Genomic DNA, 19,876 nt, shown 5'->3' on the forward strand with positions numbered 1-19,876 from the left:
CCTCACACAGATTTCGCTGTGCTGACATAACCTTTTTTCGAATTAAATCTGAACGTTATTCATTCAAATGACTTATTTGCCGATAAATTCTTGAGCCCAGTAACCGTTGTAGTATCCAACACCGATTTGAGTAAAGTTTTTGCTCAGGATATTCGCCCGGTGGCCTTCACTGTTCATCCATGCAGTAACGACTTCCTGAGGCGTTTTTTGACCTTTGGCAATGTTCTCACCAGCGTAGCTGTAAGTTACTCCAAATTGTTTCATCATATCAAAAGGAGAACCATACGTTGGTGATTGGTGATCAAAATAGTTATTGTTACTCATGTCTTTTGCTTTGGCAAGAGCGACTTTATCCAGAAGTGCATCGGATGCCAGTGCGCTCAGACCTGCTTTGGCACGCTCAGCGTTCACCAATTTTACAACCTGTGCTGCAAAATCGGATTGAGTTGACTCATTACCAGTGTTGCTTGTGTTATTACCTGTGTTACCCGTGTTGTTCGCATTACCAGAGTTGCTGCTGTTCTCAGGCTTTTTCGTTGGCGTAGCAGCTGGTTTCTCTTCTTGCGTTGGTTGAGACGGTTTTGTTGTTGTTTCTGGTTTTGTTGTTTCTGGCTTCGTCGTTTCAGGCTGTGCTGCTGGTTGTTTGACAACCTGGCCATTTGATACCGTAATTCCGTTATCCTTCATCCACTTTTCAAGCAATGTTTTCAGGCTAGTTGCATCCGTAAGTTTAATAGTAGCTTTATATGTGGACACCTCTGCCGCGGAAGCAGAAGCAGGGAGCATAATTCCTACGGCCAGTACAGCTGTCAGACTTCCAGTGACGACGGTTTTCAACAAGTTCTTTTTCAAATTCATTCATCTCCTCGAAAATTAATTAGTTACAACTTTGTAATTAATACTCTAGCAGTATACCAATTCATACGAGTGATGTGAACCTATAAATTATGGAAAAGTTACTTTTTTGTAATCTTTGATTGCGTTTCAAAAGCATCAAACTGGTTTAAATGTTTAAGTCATGTTTTAAGACATGAACCTATATCCGTAAGTGCAGTAGAAGTTGAATTTTTGAAATGATAACCCTCATTGCCTATATCAATTGTATAAGGCTTAATAGATTTATTCATGTGAACTGGATACTACACTATCATATATGAAAACCATCCTTTAAGGGGCGTCCTTATTTAACCAAAAAAAAGACATCCGGAATCCATACTTGTCCGAATGTCTCGAGTTACCTGTACATCAACGATCTGGTTGAGGAATAGGTACCTTGTTTTGAAGAATCTTTTCTATAGAAGGACTTTACTGAAACGATATCCTCTCTTTTGAAAGCCAATGTGCTCATAGAAAGAATACGTTGATGAAGCAACTTCACGATTCGCACCGGTGACAAACAATTGTTTCCCACCTTGCTGTCTGCCCCAGTCCTCAGCACGAGCCATCAGACGACGGCCAATGCCGCCTCCACGGTACTCTTGCCCTACAATCAAGGACGTAATTTGGGCGGCAGGTTCTGGATAGGCATGACTTTGCACACATTGCAAGCCGATCATACCAATAATTTGTTCATCCACTTCGGCAACAAGCATGCACGCGTTTGGATTACTCTCCAAACCTTCAATGCGCTCTTTCATAACATTGGCTGTTGTCGGATAGCTGACCTCTCGCATCAGTCCCGTTACCGCTTCAGCATCTCGCAGTTCACACTCTCGGATCGTCAGTACAGGGGCCTGGGCATTATTGGACATGATTTACCTCCACTTTCAGCATATTTGCGGCTTGAACCGCTGTTTTTCGGGCTTCTTCCACATCGTGGCCTGCACTAAGCGCCACAGCCATCCGGCGTCCCACTTTGACCTCAGGTTTGCCAAACACACGAACCTGCGTACGTGGAAGAGCCAGTGCTTCTTCAATCCCGCCTATAGTAAAGTCGGATGTTTCATGATTAGCCTTCAGCGTAGCTGAGGCACCAGGTGTAAGCAGATGCACATCTGTCACAGGGAAACCCAGAATTGCACGCACATGCAGCGCAAACTCGGAGCTATCTTGCGTTACCATGGTAACCATACCTGTGTCATGCGGACGAGGTGATACCTCGCTGAACACAACTCCGTCCGAAGTCAAGAATAGTTCGACACCGAACAGCCCATAACCACCTAGCTCATCAGTCACAGACTTGGCAATATGGCAAGCTTGCTCCCATTGCTGCGGAGTCATTGCATGCGGCTGCCAGGATTCGACATAATCCCCATCCTTCTGAATGTGACCAATCGGAGGACAAAATACAGTTCCTGATACAGATCTTACGGTGAGCAGCGTTATTTCACTGTCAAATTTCACAAAGCTCTCCACGATGACACGTACAGATTTGCCGCGCGCTCCAGACAGAGCGATATTCCAGCAATTCTCCACGTCATCCGGCGTGTGGCATACACTCTGCCCTTTACCGGAAGAACTCATCAATGGTTTGATCACACAAGGTGTACCCAATTCACGAACGGCTTCTTGAAGCTCTTCCAAGTTGTTCGCAAATAGATATGCTGCTGTCGGAAGTTTCAATTGTTCTGCCGCCAAACGCCGGATGCCTTCGCGATCCATCGTTAAACGGGCAGCACGTGCCGTCGGCACAACACAGAATCCCTCTTCTTCAAGCTCTAACAAGGCTTCTGTCGCAATCGCTTCTATCTCTGGTACGATGTAATGAGGTTCTTCCTTGCGAATCAATTGTTTCAAAGCTTCGGCATCTAACATGTCGATGCAGTAAGACCGGTGTGCTACCTGCATGGCAGGTGCATTGTCATAACGATCAACAGCGATCGTTTCAACTCCCAGTCGATGGGCCTCAATAACGACCTCTTTTCCCAATTCTCCGCTACCCAGCAGTAGCATTTTTTTGGCTTGAGCCGTAAAAGGAGCACCCCACATGTTCTTTCCAATCCTCCCAAAGAGAAATCTTCTATATCTGTCTCTCTATTTTCGGGGTTTTGGTTAAAGATTGCAAGTGTGCTCCCTATTTTTCTTGTGAATTTTACAAGATTTTTTGTGTTTTTTCGATCAATTTTTACAATTACCGTTCACAGATTCGATACTCTTTCCATTCCTCCCAAATCAAGGATATGATTGTAATATTGATCTGAGATCACCAATGAACCTGATCCTACCTTCTTCCCGAGAGTTCAGCAACCTGTAATATGCCGATTTTTCTCTCGGAAAATGTCATTATGTGAAGAAACATAGGCCATCTTAGGCGCCTTCGGATTCAAGTATTGTTTCGCACTGTTTACCGCCACAATCGCATCATTAAAAGCTCCGGCAATCAGTCGTACTTTACTCTCATGGGTTGCACAATCTCCTGCCGAAAAAATACCGGGTACATTGGTCTCTGCAAGCTGGCTCATTACAATCATACCTTCGCTCATCTCCAGACCGCAGCGGGCAAGGCCACTTACGTGGCTTGTATACCCATGACTAACCACAATTTCATCCACTTCGAGCAAAACATTCTCCCCGGTGTCTACGTGAGTTATAACCACCTGATGTATGCGGTCCCCATTCCCGTGTAACCGCGTAATTTGATAGGGTGTACGCACATCCGCTATGTTTTTCATATATTTCACATTTCGTTCCATGGCGCGAAATTCCGATTGACGGTGAACAACTGTTACAGTTTCAGCTTGTTCCGCGAGTTCGATAGCCCAGTCAACAGCACTATTGCCTCCGCCAGAGATCAACACATGTTTACCCGTAAATCGTTCCAGACTTTGCAACGTATAATGGAGATTGCTCCGCTCATATTCAATTGCTTCTTCCATTTCAAGCCTTTGAACTTCAGCGATTCCTCGACCTATTGCGATAATAATGGAGCGTGTATAATGCAACTCGCCCTCGTCAGTATGCAAGGCGAATAGTCCGTTGTCCAGGCGAGTGAATCTGTCTACACTACGATTCAACACAACGGTTGGATCAAAAGTGGTCGCCTGCTGGACGAGCCACTCAATCAACCTGGAGCATTTCATAGGTGGCACTCCCCCCACATCCCATATCGTTTTATCCGAATAGGTATGTAGAAACCCGCCAAGCCGATCTTTGCCTTCAATCAATTTCACTTTCATTTCGCGCATACCCGCATAGAAGGCCGCATACATGCCTGCAGGGCCGCCGCCAATGATTGTCACATCATAAATGTCTTCTTTATGCATTTCGGACACATCCGTTCTGGTTTTATCAATCGAAAGCAACTCTCGCAATATTAAGGTCTACCTTATTTGTTCTTCTCTTTAAAAGCAGCAACGATATCATCAATCACATAACTGTCGGCAAGCGGAGACATTCCCAGATTGAACCATTCCTTTCCACCAACCATATAGACATGATCATTCTTGACCGCCTTCAGATTTTTCCACAGTGAGGTGGTTAACATCTCGTCAAACTTGCTTTTTATTTCCTTGTTCGTCTCATCATCCAGTTGTACGATCAGATGATCTGCATCGTATTCGGGCAATACTTCCAAGGATACGGACATTGCAGATTCGGATTCAGGAAAATTAAGGAGTGGTTGCAAACCCAGCTGTTTATGGACGAATCTTCCCCGATCAATGTTCTCGCCATGTAAAATAATTTCCTTCTCCATCACTCTGATGTACAGCACAGTCTCGTCACCAATCAGGTTGTGCAGCGTTTCGGCGCCTTGTTTCTCATGCTGCTCCAGGGTTTGTATCACCTGTTCGGCCTGCTCTTCTTTCCCCAGAATCGCTGCTATACCACGCAGTTCATCTCGCCAGTCATTATGCTCTGGCAGCAGCACGGTTGGAGCAATCTGCGAGAGCTGATCATAGTCCTTTTTCGACCACCAGTCAGGAGCAATAATCAAGTCAGGGCCTGCATCAAGAATCGCTTCAAAGTCAGGTGTTCTTGCGATGCCCATCTTCAACGTATTGGAGAAAGGGTCTTGCAGATACGCGGGAAATTCGGAATGATAGTTCTGTACAGCCACAGGTACGATACCGAGTGCATATAAAAACTCCGGGTATACAACCGACAGAGCGATTACCCGTTGTGGTGATTCCGGTATGGTAATATCGCCCATTTCAGTGTGGACCACTTTTACCTTGTCAGCTTCTGCTGCTGATGAATGGGGCGCTCCTGTTGCTTGCGCTTCACTTGAAGACACCTTCTGACTGGTCGGACTACATGCAGAAATCATGAGTAAAATCAAAATTGCACACACCATTGTAAACCCTTTGAACTTCACTTCGTATGTACCCCCTATATGTCAATGAGATATGATAATGAGCAATTAATAATAATTATCATTATCATTTAGATATAGGAGTAGTATATTAAATTACGTTCCTGCATGATATTGACGATTCGGACTTTTTGCTATGGACGATCTTGCCAGAGCTTTAATATTTCATCCAGCATCAGTTCATGGGTAAACGCAGTGTAATCCAGCAGAACGCCCGGCATGAGTATATCAATGCATCCATTTTGGACTGCTGTCGTATCATTCCAACCTCCAGAGTTTTGAAGAGCGTTCCACGTTTGCTTAGACTTTTCATCCTCCTCCACGATCAACAGCATTCTATCTATTGAGAGCTTCGACAGTTCTGTAACTTTCACTGTTCCCAGCTTCCAGAATGCCTCTATCCCTTCAGGACCGTTCATTTGCAAGTCCACATAAAATACAGAAGCTATGCTCCTCGGCCCCAGCACCTGCAGCACTTCGCCATGTACTCTCAGTACAAGCAGCCGTTCTTCCCGAACGCTGTCTGCAAGCTGTGTTCTGACCATCGCTGACTTCTCATCATATCTTTGCAGCCACGCCTCCGCAACATCTGATCTGTCCAAAAAACGGGCAACATATTTCAGGTGATCCCGCCAATCCCCCTCATCCTGCGGAATGATGCATACTGGTGCAAGAGAACGAAGCTGATGAGCCAGCGTGTCCGACATTTCTCCCTCAACGGTGATGATATAATCCGGATCCACCATGCGAAGCTGCTCCAGCCATATGGCTTCCACCTCAGCCAGCGGCATGACTTTGTTCGTTTCATATTTGCGTCTGTAATACTCAGTCCATGGATGACTCGCCTTTGCGGCACAAGGAATAATCTGCAAGGCAAGGAGAGTTCCTATACTCAAGGAATGAACAGCTGCTATTTTTTGCTTGCTGCCCTGTATAAATGCTGCTGGGGGAATACCCGAGATTTGCTTGAATTTACGCCGGAAGTACATTTCATCCTGATAGCCCACGTATGATGCAACATCCTTGAGTCGATAATTGTGATCGTTTCTCATTAAAATCTGGGCTTGCTTGATTCGGAAAAAGGTCAAATAGTCCATCGCACTGCAACCATGTCTTTTTTTGAATAAACGCATGAAGTGACGAGAGCTCATTCGTGCAATGGTCGCCAGCTCCTCAATCGTTATTTTGTTCATATAATTTTGTTCGATGTAGTCTTTTACATGTTCTACGGGAGAAGTGGAAAAACGCTCTTCTGCACGTACCACATCGTTGAACATTGTATACAGTAATTCCTGAAAACGAATTTGACCATAGTACCTTTGTAAACCATTCTTAATCCGCGCTTGCTGATAGATCATCTGACAGAGCTCACCAACCGCAACCGCCGAAGCACATATGACCTCAGCGTCACAGGGATCCCCCAGAAGTTGCTTCATAATATCGAGAACTTCAGGATCATCTTGTTCCGCCAAGTGCATCACTTCGAAGTTCATATGATACACCCCTCTTTCATCCAGTGAATGAACATTTGCCTCAACCAACTGCCCAGGCTGTCCGATGTACCAGGCTCCTGCACGTAATTCAATAAAGTTGCCATCTACTGTTAACCAGCCCTGACCACTAGCCATAAACAATAACATATATGTGTCCAGGAAGTGTTTTCTCAAACACCAATTCCTTACATAATCGCTTGCGCCAGGTTGATCCACATATATGAGCTTAAAGTGAAGATGATCCAGCTTGTCAAAACGTTTTAATTGCATTTCGCTATGTGCTTCCTGCATCGTTCTCCCTCCAGCCGTCCCGATTCGTTCTTCTGGTAATCCTTAAAATATAGCACAATTCCGTGAATGAACTAAGTGCCAGTAGGAACAGCTATACACGCGCCCCTTCGCAAAAAAACGGCCCGCACAGCACCTTTTGAATAAAAAAAAGACACTCCGGGCATTCCTATTCCCTGCCTCCAATAAAACAATTTGCTTATCTTGAAGGAAAAACCAGGGTTATAGGGTGCCGGAGTGTCAAGTGCATCAGTCACAAAAATCTAAAACATACCTAGGCCAGAATTCATGTTATAAAAATCTGTATTGCGCTTCGATGAGACCATTATAAACGCCTTGTTTCTGGATAAGTTGCTCATGGTTTCCTTCTTCCTTGATTTCACCGTGATCGAGCACAATAATGTTATCTGCATTCCGGATCGTGGAGAGTCGGTGAGCGACCATGAAAGAGGTTCTGCCTTTAAGCAGCACTTTCAGTGCTTCCTGAATTTTGAGCTCTGTCTCGGTATCAATGCTTGCTGTTGCTTCATCCAGAATAAGAATCCGTGGATCCGCGAGCAAGGCACGGGCGAAAGACAATAGCTGCCGTTGTCCCATGGACAGCACGTTTCCTCTTTCTTCAACCTCCGTATCATATCCACCAGGCAGCTTCATAATAAATTCGTGGGCATTGACCGCCTTCGCAGCCTCCTCCACTTCTTCATTGGTTGCATCCAGTCTGCCAAATCGAATATTGTCTCGAATCGTTCCGGAGAAGATAAAGGTATCCTGCAAGACAATGCTTACCTGACTACGCAGACTCTCAACCGTAATATCCTGTATATCATGGCCATCAATTGTCAGTCTTCCTCCGGAAATATCATAGAAGCGGCTAATCAGATTGATAATTGTACTTTTTCCTGAGCCGGTGTGACCAACCAGTGCAATGGACTCGCCTGCTGCGGCCTTAAAGCTGATTCCTTTAAGCGCCTGTCTGCCTTTCTCGTATTCAAAAACGACATTGTCAAAAACGATATCGCCTTTAATAGAAGGAATCGGCTTCGCACCCGGTTTGTTCGCAATGCTTGGTTCCTCATCCATGAATTCGAAAATGCGTTCGGAGGAAGCCATGGCTACCAGCAGTTGATTGTACATCTGACCCAAACGGTTGATCGGATCCCAGAAGTTACCCACATAGTTGGCAAAAGCAACAAGCAAACCAACAGTTAATTGACCATCTTGAATCAGGTAGGCACCAAACCAGAACAGGATCAATGTACCGAAACCGCCGGTAATTTCAATGAGCGGTCCAAAGCCCTGGTTCATGGCCGATGCTTTGTCCCATGATTTTTTGCTGGACAAGTTCATGTTGTCAAAGTATTTCATGTTTTCTTTTTCCTGTGTATACGCCTGAGTCACGCGAATCCCCTGAATGGATTCATTCAAGTGGGAGTTAATCCGGGAGTTCTTCATGCGTACATCCTGCCAGGCACGGCGGATCAGTACCCGCAGCTTGGTGGAGATAATAAACATGATCGGTACCGTAATAATAACGGCAAGGCCGAGTTTCCAGTTGATGAGCATCAATATGACGATAATACCCAATAACTGCACGCAGTCGATCATGACGTTGACTGCACCATTGGTGAACAAATCCTGCAATGAGTTGATATCATTCGTGACACGAACGAGTACGGACCCCGCCGGTCTTTTGTCAAAAAAGTTAAAGGACAGCTTTTGAATATGTTTGAACAGATCCGAGCGAAGGTCATAGATGACCCGCTGTCCTATAATGTTGGTTAATTTGATCCGGTACGTATTGGCAGCCCATTGAATGAGATAGAGCAGGAGTACCGAACCCCCAATAATATATAACAGGGTCATGCTTGGCAGTCCGTTCTCTGGTGCTATGGCTCTGTCAATCGCCAAACTGATCAAGAAAGGAACTGACAACTTCGTGATTGTACCCAAAATCATCATTAATATGATCAGCGGCAGAAGCTGCCTTGCATAAGGTTTCATATAGCCGAACAAACGTCCAAATTCTTTCCAGTTAAACGGTTTCTCAATGATCTCATCGTCCTGATAAACGAATCGTTCATTTATATTCTTCTCAGAGGTCCCTTTGACCTCGCGCCTGTCTGCTACCGTTTCGGCACTCATGAGTTCACCTGCTCCCCAGCCTCCCGCTTGCCGCGGGCGATGTAGTCTGCGTATTGAATTTTGTAAACATCCTGATATGGTCCAGGTTCTTCAATAAGACGTTTGTGTGTACCGCGCTGAACGACACGTCCTTCATCCAGTACCAGTATTTCATCTGCATGTCGCAGTGAGGAAATCCGGTGTGCAATGATAAAGGTCGTTCTTCCTCGCATGACCTCCTGGAAACCGGACTGGATTTCATGCTCGGTCTCCATATCCACTGCACTGGTTGCATCATCAAGTACCAGAATTTTCGGATTTTTGAGCAAAGCTCTTGCGATCGCAATCCGCTGTTTCTGACCCCCGGAAAGACCCATGCCTCGTTCTCCAACAACCGTGTCATATCCGTCCGGAAACTCCATAATGAAATCATGTGCTTTGGCCAGCTTCGCTGCCCGAATAATGTCATCCATGCTTACGTTTTTGAGACCATACGAGATATTGTTGCGTATGCTGGAGGAGAACAGGAACGTTTCCTGAAAGACGGATGCGATCTGGCTCCGCAAGCTGCGTATCCCCATGTCCTTAATATTTTTGCCATCCAATTTGATGGTTCCCGAATTGACGTTATACGCACGCATCAAGAGCTGAATAATGGTGGATTTACCGGAACCTGTGCCTCCGAGGAAACCGATAACCGAGCCCGGAGGTGCATCAAAATTGATATCGGTTACTGCCGCCATTTTATTGCCATACGCAAAGGTTACAGAATCAAACGTTACATGCCCCTTAACCTGATCAGCCTCGACAATAATTGGATCTTCTGTCTCCTGCACGTCCACCGGTGTATTCAACAGTTCAAGCACCCGTTCGCCCGAAGCTTTGGATTGCGTATAGTTGTTGATATGGAATCCAAGGTTCCACATTGGTCCGATTATGTACCAGATCAAACTGAAAAAGGCAACGAGTTCACCAAGTGACAACGTCTGATTGATGACCATTCTTCCTCCAATGATAAGAAGGAGTACAACGCTTACAGAAGCAAGAATCTCCATGATGGGAAAATAGCGACTCCACAATGTTGCAGCATGAATCTGATTCGTTTTATAACGCTCGTTGCGTGTGGAAAACTTCTCCACTTCGTAAGGCTCACGTGCAAAAGATTTTACGGTACGCACTCCAGTAATATTTTCCTGTACGGCTGTCGTCAATGAACTGAGCGCCAGTCGCATCTCCTGGAATGCAGGGTGGATCTGGGATTCAAATCTTAGCGCAACAAAGGCAAGCAGAGGAATACATATGAGCGTCAGCAAGGTAAGCTGCCAGCTCATCGTCATCATCATGATTGCGCCGAATACGACCATCAAAACCATGTTGAGAATCTGTGCAAAGCCAAATCCGATAAAGTTGCGGATGGCTTCCAGGTCTCCCGTGAGGCGGGACATCAGATCACCCGTCTTGGCCGTATCATAATAACGGAAGGATAAAAACTGAAGCTTTTCGTAACATGCGTTACGTAGTCGGTACGCCAGAAAGTTACCAAGGCGTCCTCCATAAAACCCGTGTAAAAACTGCATTCCCGCTTTCAAAATCACAACACCTAACACGGTTAAAGCAAGTATGGGAACGTCTTCAAAATTGCGCGGTATAATTACGTCATCAATCAGTATCCTTAGTAAATTCGGATACACCAGCCCGAGCGCAGTCGCTATGGCGAGGAACAAGATTGATACAAATAAATACGTGCGCTTTTCCCAAAAAAAGGTTTGCAGTTGCCTGAGAACATCCATGTTTCTCCTCCTCTTGTCTCGTTCAAAAACAGTATGAACATTTATGAAGTTTATCACCGTCCCCCATTCGCGGCAAAGCGAATAACTGACCATATTCAGGCTACTTTCTCCTTAATGCGTCATTAACGGGAATAAAAGACCACCTATCAATCAAATGTTTGAATATTCTCTTTGTTTCAGGTTGTTCGGACAAAAAAAGGCTCCCTGTATGACCTGGTCGGTCAGGAGCCTTTTTGCGGATACATATGCATACACTTTGCGTGTATACTTATTCGTGTACGAATTGCTGCACTTGTGCTGAAAGACTATGCCATTCCTCTGCTGGAACGCCACTTGTCAGTGTCTCATTTAATGCAGCCACAGCTTCTTTCAGTCGATCTTCCAACTGGCTGGCTTGATGCTGCAGCGACTGATGCAGCTGGGCATCATAGAACTGAACCAGTTTTTCCTGTGCAGCAGGAAGAGCTTCAGCTACCATTTGTTTGATGACCGGATCGAGCGCTTCCTGTAGTCGTTGTCTCCCCTCACCTTCAAAGAATTGCTTCGGGTTGCGGAAGTAACTGAGATACGTTTTCCATCCTGACGGTTCCTCCAGCCGGATCTCCTCGAGCACAGGTGTACTCCAATTCTCATTAAAAGCAAGCGAAAGATCCATTCCGCCTGATCGCTCTTTAAGTGCCTGAACGCAATCATCGATCTGCCTCATTAACCAGCTCTTCCCTGCCTGCTCCAGTCGGAGTGTCGTCGCAAGCAATTCCTGCTCCAGCTCTACAGCGATCATACGCAGCAGTTCACGTCCGCATGCTGCAAATCCACCTTTTAGATTACCACGGTCTTCCCGCAGAACAGAAGGATGGAACGCTTCTGCCATAAAGAGCCCCAGTCGATAACCCAGCCGCTGTCTGACATGAAAGAGCAGTTCAGCCGTCTCCTGAGCAAGCTCTTCTCTCATGGAGCGCTCAGCAAGGGTTTGGATTCGCACGAGGGACTGATCCATGACGGCGTGCAGTTCCTGCCTCCGCTGCTGCAGCACTTCTTCACCCTGAACGGCATCGTGGGCACGCTGATCTAACCGCTGGATAACCCTCGACAGTTCTTCGGCAGCACCTCCAACGGCAAGGTCAGCAAGTTCTGTGCCAGCGAACCGATTAAACTCTTCCTCAAAACGAAGGAAACCCGATTGCTCAAGCATATCTGCATCTCCCGTGCTTTTGCCTTCCATGGCAAGCAGGCTGGAAACCGGAAATAATCGTGGGGCCCGAATCCCATTGGTTCGAAGCTGAGTACTGACATGCTCCAGTACCTGTGCAAGTTCTTCTTCGGATGATGACAAGTCACTGGCATTCACCACAAAGAACATCTGATCCATGGCCGAGCTGTCTTTCACCCGTCCCAGTTGGTTGAGAAACTGTCGATCCCCCTGGGAGAAAGCATGGTTGTAGTAGGTTACAAAGATAAGCGCATCCGCATTCTTCATATAATTGAATGTAACACCCGTATGACGGGCGTTCACCGAATCGGCCCCAGGTGTATCCACAAGCACAATGCCTTGCTCCGTAACGTCACAGCTATAGTACAGATCAATGCTGTCGACAAAGCAGGATTTCCGTTCATTGGCCACAAAATTTCGGTATCCGTTAAGGTCTACCTGAACATCTTGACCAAGCTGATCCATCGTGTCATCCCAGCCTGCAGCTGCCGCCTGCAGGAAGCTGTAGTGCGGCCGTCCTGCGGGATGTACATCCTGTGGCGATAAGGATTGGACCCGTTTCTGCCAATCCGCTCCCGGTTCGCCCAATCCGAGCAAACGGAAGGAATAGGCCAGATCTTCCTGGAACGCGGCCCGGGTCTTCATGCGGACCCGGGCCGTTCCATGCTCCGCGCCTCCGGCCGGAGCCATGATCCGGTTAATCGCCGCTGTCGTTGGATGCGGCGATACAGGGAGTACAGCTTCGCCCAGCAACGCGTTGGCGAAGGAGGATTTGCCGGCGCTGAAGGCTCCGAACAGCGCCAGGGTAAACGTGCCGCCAGCAAGCGAAGCCGCGCGTGCACGCAGATCCCGTACCGCCGACCCCATGGCGGGGTACGGCTCTACCAGCGCAGCTGCGGCTTCCAGCCGTGCCGCAGCTGCGTCCAGGCGCCGGCGGCGCTGTGCGCCAGCCGCCGGCTGCATGTGCGCCGCAGCTGTGCGCGGCGGCGCTTCCGTCTGTGGCTGCGCAGCCACAGACGCAGATGTGCCCGGGTCAGAGCCGTGAGCTTCGCTCGGCTCTTGCGCGGGCACATGCGGGCCCTGCACCTCCGGCAACAGCCCGGAGGGGAGAGGGCCCGCAGGAGGCAGCAGGCTGCGCAGCCCTGCTGCCTCGGCGGCGGCGGTGCGCTGCAGCGCCGTATAGCGCGCCGCCGCCGCGGATTGCGCCAGCACCGCTGCGCGGCTGGCGTCCAGCGCCTGAAGCGCGGCTTCGCCCTGCGCGCCCAGCGCCTCAAGCATCCGGTCGGCCAGCATCATGGCCGACCGGCGGTAGCGGGCCTCAATCTCGCCCCGCACCTCCTTGCTGAATTGAAGCACATACTCGGGAGACACCTCTGCGCCAGCGCTTCGTTTCATCTCCAATAGTGCTTCATCCAGAACAGGCAGTTCAGAATTCAATGCCTGTTCCCAGTCTGGGCTCCACAGCTGATGAGCTTCTCCCAGCTTGCGAAGCATAGTGCGAATATGCACTTCCACTTGACCCGAAGTTTGATCCTGCAGCATTTTAACGAGCTCAGCAGCACGGCGCTGCTTTTCCTGTTCGGTCTTCCCACCTGAGAAAAGCAATCCTACCCGGAACCCAGGTTTCCGGCTCTCAAGATAAGCTGCGGCCGAAGTACGGATATCTGCAGGAGTGAGATTGGCATTCGATAGCAGGGACTCCAGCTCCCCCCGGAACTTCTCACGCTCCCGAGAAGGCTTTGCACGAAGTTCGTCTTCATCATCCTTTAACTTATCCAGCTCTCGTTCAAGTCGTTCAATGCCTTCCTGTCCTCCGATCTCCTCCAGCAGAGCTGCCTCTTCGTCCTCTCGCTGTTCAGCCTGTCTGATTATGTGCTGCTCCGTGATATGACTGGCCGAACTTGCAAGGCTATGACGAATGAGTGCTTCCTTCTCGTTCAACATGTGTTGAATCAAATCAGGGAGCACATGCCATTGGTTATAACGATGATCCTTATCGCGAAGCGAAGTGAACAAGAGCCCATCATATCTGACTTCCCACGCGTCAAAAATGGCCTCTACACCTTTCACATACTCGTCAAACGCTAGCTCCCGTTCCCTATGCTTATCAATCTGATTCACGGTGAGAAACAACGGCTTCCCCCAATCCGACAGGCTCTTGGCGAAAGACAAATTGCTCTCAGACTGAACATGGTTATAATCCATCACATAAAAGACCACATCAGCAAGATGAAGCGCCGAATGTGTTGCCAAGCCATGTCCCCGGTCAGTCGAGTCCACACCTGGTGTATCCAACAGCACAGCGTTATCTGCCAGCAAAGGGATGTCATCCCACACTTCAATGGAACGATATGCACCACCATTCTTGCAGTACTCTTCCAGTTGTTCAGGAGAAACCTCAAGCGGATTTGCGATTACTTCCTGATTGTCAGCGCTTTCGTTAGCTGCCGTATAAATCAGCGCTCGCGGTGCGCCATTGCGTATGGACACCACATTGGCACTTGTCGGAACAGGGCTTGATGGCAGTACCCGTTTCCCACATAAACTATTGATCAAACTTGATTTTCCTGCAGAGAAGTGTCCACAAAACGCGATCGTCAATTGCTTCATCTCTGCCTTGCTCATCAGATCTGTTAAAGCATGTACAGCAGTATGGTCTCCTGTTTGCTCCATTGCCTTGCGCAGCGAAAGCAGTGGTTCAGCCAATTCTACTGGGTAATCTGTTCTGGTCATGTCTGGCCTTCCCCCTGGCTTCTCTTAATTGGTACCTGCATCATGTCTTTATCTCATAATAAATGTATTTTAACATTAGACGAACCGAATTTGAACGGTTTCGTTCATTTGAAGCTAAGCGTTGCAGAAAGAAAACATCATTTTTGCTAAAAAAAATAAAACCGTTCTGTCGGTTTTATCTGAGTTATGGTTCTATTGAATACACAATGATATTCACTGTGCGTAGTTATGTATGCTGCATTCAATGCCAGCATGAACTTATGTGATAAGCTCGACGCCAGCATTGATGCAACATGTCTTGCATTGACCAGGAGAATTAGGAAACAGCATTCTCCAGGGAAGGCAGCAAAATTTCAAATACTTGACCATGCTGCAAAATCGTGATGTCTCTTCCTTTGTCTCTCATAACCACAACTTCCGGTTTTGTAGACATACGTTCCAAATAGTGCTCAGGCACGTCGCCAGAGTGGCTTACTGTGATGCCTTCGACTTCTTTCTCTTCATTTTCAGCCATTTCCTGTTCAACGATTTGTTCAAAAATATCGGAGAAGGCCTCAAAATTGTCAGTGTACACGGAAATGCATTTCATCATTACTCATCCTCTTCTGGTCATTAATTTATTTTTCGTTTTGGGCTTGTAGCACGTTCCTTATCTTTCCTGATTTGGGACGTTTTCATACGCTTTTTCCCTTCCCGGCATACGTCCAGCAATGGACAAATATGACACCCGGGATTTTGCGCCTTGCAATGGTAGCGTCCAAAGAAAATAATCCGGTGGTGAGTTAAAGTCCACTCATCCCGGGGTACGCGCTTCATCAGTTTTTTCTCGACTTCAAGTACGGAGTCGTCCCAGCCTGCCAGCCCGAGCCGTTTGGATACACGTTCAACATGCGTATCCACCGCAATGGCCGGTACACCAAATGCATTGGAAACAACCACATTCGCGGTCTTCCGTCCTACACCTGGCAGCGTTACAAGCTGATCATGTTCCTGCGGTACATCACCGCCATACTGCTCTATTAAAATACGGCACATGTTCTGAATATGCTTGGCCTTGTTCCGGTACAAGCCAATACGCCGGATGTCCTGTTCCAACTCTTCGAGTGGAACAGCCAGATAGTCGGCAGGACTGGTGTACTTTTGGAACAAGTCTGCGGTCACCTTGTTTACCGTTTCATCGGTACACTGGGCAGACAACAGGACAGCTACAGTCAATTCAAACGCATTGCTGTGATTTAATTCGCAATGTGCATCAGGGAACATCGCTTCCATCGTATCGAGTATGTGCCTAACCGTCGCTGCATTCATGAAGAGCTACCTCCCACAAAATCACCACACCGTGTGGAGACTTACTTTCAAGCTTATTTCGAGTGCTCTGCGGGGACGCCAAAAAGCTTGCAAAAAAAACGTCCTGATGGGGGAAAGATCCCGCATCAAGACGGTCATTCTTTTGATCCTCGAAAAATACGATTACTGTTTTTGGATCTCCATGACTACGTTATTCAGGAGATACAATACAATATTATCATTATCTTTGAGAGATTGCACGCTTAAAGTGTTGTCACCCTGGTGAACAAATACGCCTGTACCAAGTGCAAAACGGTAATTTGTATCTGAAGTGGACTCACGTTTAACCAGAATTTGGTTACCGACTCCATCATAAGACCAGAATTGCTTACTCATAATGGTCATCACTCTGAAGCGAGTGGAATTATCCGTATCTTTGGTCATTTCGACACGGTCACCCACCGTAAGGCTGTTTAACGTGGTTAATGTAGAGCCTGACTTGATCACTTTTACAGCACCGCTAACAGGTACGGTTTCGCTCTGTCCATTAAACAACTTCAGCGTTACCGAAGTCGCATCAACAGATGTCACTTCTGCCAAAGTCCGTTTCACGACTTGAACCGCTTTAGGCGTCGTTCCTTCGAAAGTGACGTTAATCAGATTGCCAGCAGTCAGTTGAGAAGCGGTAATACTTTGTCCACTTTCACCTGTCAAAACAGCCTGATCCACGTAAAACTGGCTTGTCAGTGAGTCCGATTTTACACGAACACGACCATTGGTCTCTACAGATACAACTTCAAATTGTGCTACGGTGTTTAATGACACTTTTTGTACGTAATCCTGATTGGAACCAAGCGTAACGGTTACTTTATCACCAATCTTCAGGTCACTCAGACTTGCTCCAGATTTGTTGTAGATCTCAATTGCCGGAACGGTAGAATAAGGAACTGTGATGGTTTGGTTACCAGACAATACGCTGATGGTTTTTTTATTTGTATCCATGCCGCTAAGCGTACCTTCGTATTTGTAAATGACTTTTACGGACAACGCTCTGGTTCCGACATACGTCAGATCGAGTTTGCGTCCTTCGTTCAATAGCGATTCCAATCCTGCAAGCGTAGGCTTGGTTGTGTTGTAGTCCAGTTTCGTTTTGTCATCCAGCGTAAATACAAATGGTTTTTTGTTGCTGTCCAGTACAGTCAGTACTTTGGTTTTACTGTTGTAGGAAACTACAGAAGCTCCGTTCATCGGTTCCATCTGACGTCCAATAACCTGAATTCTCGTTACACGATCTTCCCCATTTAGTGTCAGTTCAACCTGATCACCATTCGTTGCATCCGTAATCAGATCTGACAATGATGCGTCCTGGATTCCGTTGATCACTACCTCCGGATTTTCGGCCAGCAATTTTGCCTCAAGAGAGCCACCTTCACGTTTGAACGTCAATGTTGACTGATTGCCACCAATCTCCACCAAGGTGCCACGTACAGACTGCTCTACACCCTGAGACAATTCAATGCTTTGCAGAACACTGTCCTTCACCGTGTATTTTACGGTACTGCCTGCTTTAAGCTCTGCTAGAGATAGAATTCGATCCTGATAACGAATAATCAGATTATCACCATACGTAAACTGCTCTGTAGTTCCTGCTGCATTCGTGAACTTAATCGTTTTCCCGGTAGTGCTCACTTCCGCAATTACACCACTGTCACTTTTGTTAACAATGCCGGACTTCACGCGGATGGCCACCGTTTTTTTGTCTGCGGAGAAGGTCTCGCGTTGTACTTCAATAATGCTGTCAGCTGTAATATCAGTCAACTTGATCGCATTTCCGTTTTGGTCGATAAATGCAGTTGCTTCATCGTACCCGTAGGTTTCATAGTTCTCGCCAACAAAGATCCCAATTTTATTGCCCGATAACGAACGTGCAAACGTACCTTCGACGCTCTCCACCTGCGGCGTCGCATCGATTACTTCCACATAAGCTGCATTTCCAGCAGATCCAACCACCTGTACTTTGGTATAGAGCTGAACATTGGGTTCTGTCGCACGTGTCTCACTATCTTTTGTAAAATATGGTGTGCTGCTGTTCACCGTAAAGTTAGTTACTTTACCATCAACCAGCAGGCTGATCTGACCATCTTTTAATCCAGTTACATAACCCGTGTACGTGTTCGGATAAGCTGTATCTGTTAACGCTTCTCCTCTGCTGAAGAAAGTTGCTAATTGGGCCCGGGTTACCGATCCGGTTGGATTAAATTTGTTACCTTCCACACCTTTGGCAAGCTCCAGGCTCACTGCCAGATTGACGTAACCTTTGCCATCTGTGGAGATGCTTGCATCATCGGCGAAGCCAGTGGACTGACTGTTCTGAGCCTTCGCTTCAGCCTCTTTGTCCAATGAACGGATCAGCAGCTTGGTAATCCACTCACGCGATGCAGGCTTTTGTCCCCATGTTGTTTTAGATACGTCTGCTGTAGCTTCTTCCGTTTTATCAATCAGTCCCAGTTGAAGCGCCAAAGCCACATATGGCTTGAAATAATTCCCCACTTCCATATTTGTCGGTAATGCCGTAGCCGTGCTGTCGTTCAACTGGCCTTCCTGGTTCATAAAACGGATCGCCATGGTTACAGCTTCCTGTTGTGTTACCGCATCTCCAGGACGGAACAGACCATTGTTACCGAGAAGGATACCTTGGTTTGCCAGCTTATATACATGCTTCTCAGCCCAGTATCCTACCTTGATATCACTGAACAAACCTGCAGGTGCAGTCGTATTGCTTACAGCCGAAGTCTGGCTCTGCTCCGCTTCTGTTGATTCCGCTGCCATGGCAGCTCCGCCAGCGCTAAGGGCCATCATGCCTGCAAGCACGGCTGATACTACTTTTTTAGAGTGTGATGGATTGTTATATTTAAAAGTCACCTATGATTTCCCCTCTCATGTAAAACGGTCGATATCCATTGGAAAACGGTAAAACAACATGCTGCAGCGAAACTATTCGGATCTTGTCATTGGATGCTCAAGATCGACATGGCCCATCAAGCTCTCAGATTGCTGCCCGTCCACCAGCAAATCAAGCGATTTGACTTCATCAAACTGGAAGAATGTTTTCTTCAAGGCATCAATTGCATATGCTTCTCCACCCGCACCAAGACGTGCAGTATCAGGCATATGAATGTCCAATGTAAGTGCACCTGCGTCAAATTTTACGGACTTCAATTCAATATCTTTGGCCCACAGTGGAACAAGTTTGTCATCAGACGTTTGTTGTAAAGCCGCAAATGCTTCCTTGTATTTATCATCATCTGCTGCGTAGGAGATATTTGCTGTGGCTTCATGCAGATCCAGTTCTTCCGGATCGGTATAAAACACCTTGATTGTTTCTTGCTCTGTACTCTGTGAAGTGCTGCTCGAATCCGTAGAAGTTCCTCCCGAAGAAGCTGTTCCTTCCGAACCTGAGCTGGAAGGTGTTGAATCCGGTGTAGATGTCGTACCTTCTGTTTCCACAGTTACAGGATCAGTAATTTCCGTATCATTTGTCTCATTCTCATTATTTTGATCCTCAGGGACGCTAACTTCCGTGCCTGCCCCTTGAGTCTGACTTGGAGCAGGAGCTGCTGTTGGCTTGCTTCCGCATCCGGCAGCAACTGCCATAACCGTTACCAGCAGTGCTGCAATCCATATTTTTTTGTTCATTCTAACT

Annotated in this window: 13 protein-coding genes; all 13 read right to left on the reverse strand. The window is 47.1% G+C overall.

Annotated features, from left to right (window positions below; translation table 11 throughout):
- Positions 1-72: 72 nt before the first annotated feature.
- The 13 genes from CHH60_RS26105 to CHH60_RS26165 all read right to left on the reverse strand — a co-directional run bounded on the left by CHH60_RS26105 (position 73) and on the right by CHH60_RS26165 (position 19,869).
- Positions 73-852 (reverse strand): CAP domain-containing protein, encoded by a 780-nt coding sequence (locus tag CHH60_RS26105; protein WP_095361866.1) that lies wholly within the window; start codon positions 850-852, stop codon positions 73-75.
- Positions 853-1,292: 440 nt separating this feature from the next.
- Positions 1,293-1,751, reverse strand: a complete 459-nt coding sequence (locus CHH60_RS26110; RefSeq protein WP_095292715.1) for a GNAT family N-acetyltransferase — start codon at positions 1,749-1,751, stop codon at positions 1,293-1,295.
- On the reverse strand, positions 1,741-2,928 hold the full coding sequence (gene purT / locus CHH60_RS26115) for a formate-dependent phosphoribosylglycinamide formyltransferase (protein ID WP_095361867.1): 1,188 nt from the start codon (positions 2,926-2,928) through the stop codon (positions 1,741-1,743). Before purT ends, CHH60_RS26110 begins: the two co-directional genes overlap by 11 nt.
- A 251-nt stretch (positions 2,929-3,179) precedes the next feature.
- Positions 3,180-4,202, reverse strand: coding sequence for an NAD(P)/FAD-dependent oxidoreductase (locus CHH60_RS26120; RefSeq protein ID WP_095361952.1), 1,023 nt, complete (start codon positions 4,200-4,202; stop codon positions 3,180-3,182).
- Positions 4,203-4,264: 62 nt separating this feature from the next.
- Positions 4,265-5,254: an ABC transporter substrate-binding protein gene (locus CHH60_RS26125; RefSeq protein ID WP_095361868.1), complete on the reverse strand. Its 990-nt coding sequence runs from the start codon at positions 5,252-5,254 to the stop codon at positions 4,265-4,267.
- A gap of 131 nt (positions 5,255-5,385) precedes the next feature.
- Entirely contained in the window at positions 5,386-7,035 is a 1,650-nt protein-coding gene (locus tag CHH60_RS26130) for an AraC family transcriptional regulator (protein ID WP_095361869.1), read from the reverse strand.
- A 288-nt stretch (positions 7,036-7,323) separates the two neighbouring features.
- Positions 7,324-9,174: an ABC transporter ATP-binding protein gene (locus tag CHH60_RS26135; protein WP_095361870.1), complete on the reverse strand. Its 1,851-nt coding sequence runs from the start codon at positions 9,172-9,174 to the stop codon at positions 7,324-7,326.
- Positions 9,171-10,943, reverse strand: a complete 1,773-nt coding sequence (locus tag CHH60_RS26140; protein ID WP_095361871.1) for an ABC transporter ATP-binding protein — start codon at positions 10,941-10,943, stop codon at positions 9,171-9,173. The genes CHH60_RS26135 and CHH60_RS26140 overlap by 4 nt, the downstream gene beginning before the upstream one ends.
- A 268-nt stretch (positions 10,944-11,211) precedes the next feature.
- Positions 11,212-14,886 carry a dynamin family protein gene (locus tag CHH60_RS26145; protein ID WP_095361872.1) on the reverse strand — a complete coding sequence of 1,225 codons (3,675 nt, stop codon included), beginning with the start codon at positions 14,884-14,886 and terminating at the stop codon, positions 11,212-11,214.
- A 316-nt stretch (positions 14,887-15,202) separates the two neighbouring features.
- Positions 15,203-15,475 carry an NAD/NADP transhydrogenase alpha subunit gene (locus tag CHH60_RS26150; RefSeq protein WP_095292936.1) on the reverse strand — a complete coding sequence of 91 codons (273 nt, stop codon included), beginning with the start codon at positions 15,473-15,475 and terminating at the stop codon, positions 15,203-15,205.
- A gap of 23 nt (positions 15,476-15,498) precedes the next feature.
- Positions 15,499-16,194, reverse strand: a complete 696-nt coding sequence (nth, locus tag CHH60_RS26155) for an endonuclease III (RefSeq protein WP_095361873.1) — start codon at positions 16,192-16,194, stop codon at positions 15,499-15,501.
- A gap of 162 nt (positions 16,195-16,356) precedes the next feature.
- The gene (locus CHH60_RS26160) at positions 16,357-19,095 is read right to left on the reverse strand and encodes an S-layer homology domain-containing protein (RefSeq protein ID WP_095361874.1); all 2,739 of its coding nucleotides are present in this window, start codon (positions 19,093-19,095) and stop codon (positions 16,357-16,359) included.
- A gap of 72 nt (positions 19,096-19,167) precedes the next feature.
- On the reverse strand, positions 19,168-19,869 hold the full coding sequence (locus CHH60_RS26165) for a GerMN domain-containing protein (protein ID WP_095361875.1): 702 nt from the start codon (positions 19,867-19,869) through the stop codon (positions 19,168-19,170).
- Between the last annotated feature and the right edge of the window lie 7 nt (positions 19,870-19,876).

It is taken from the genome of Paenibacillus sp. 7523-1 (assembly GCF_002276415.1).
In the GTDB taxonomy this organism is placed as follows: domain Bacteria; phylum Bacillota; class Bacilli; order Paenibacillales; family Paenibacillaceae; genus Paenibacillus; species Paenibacillus illinoisensis_A.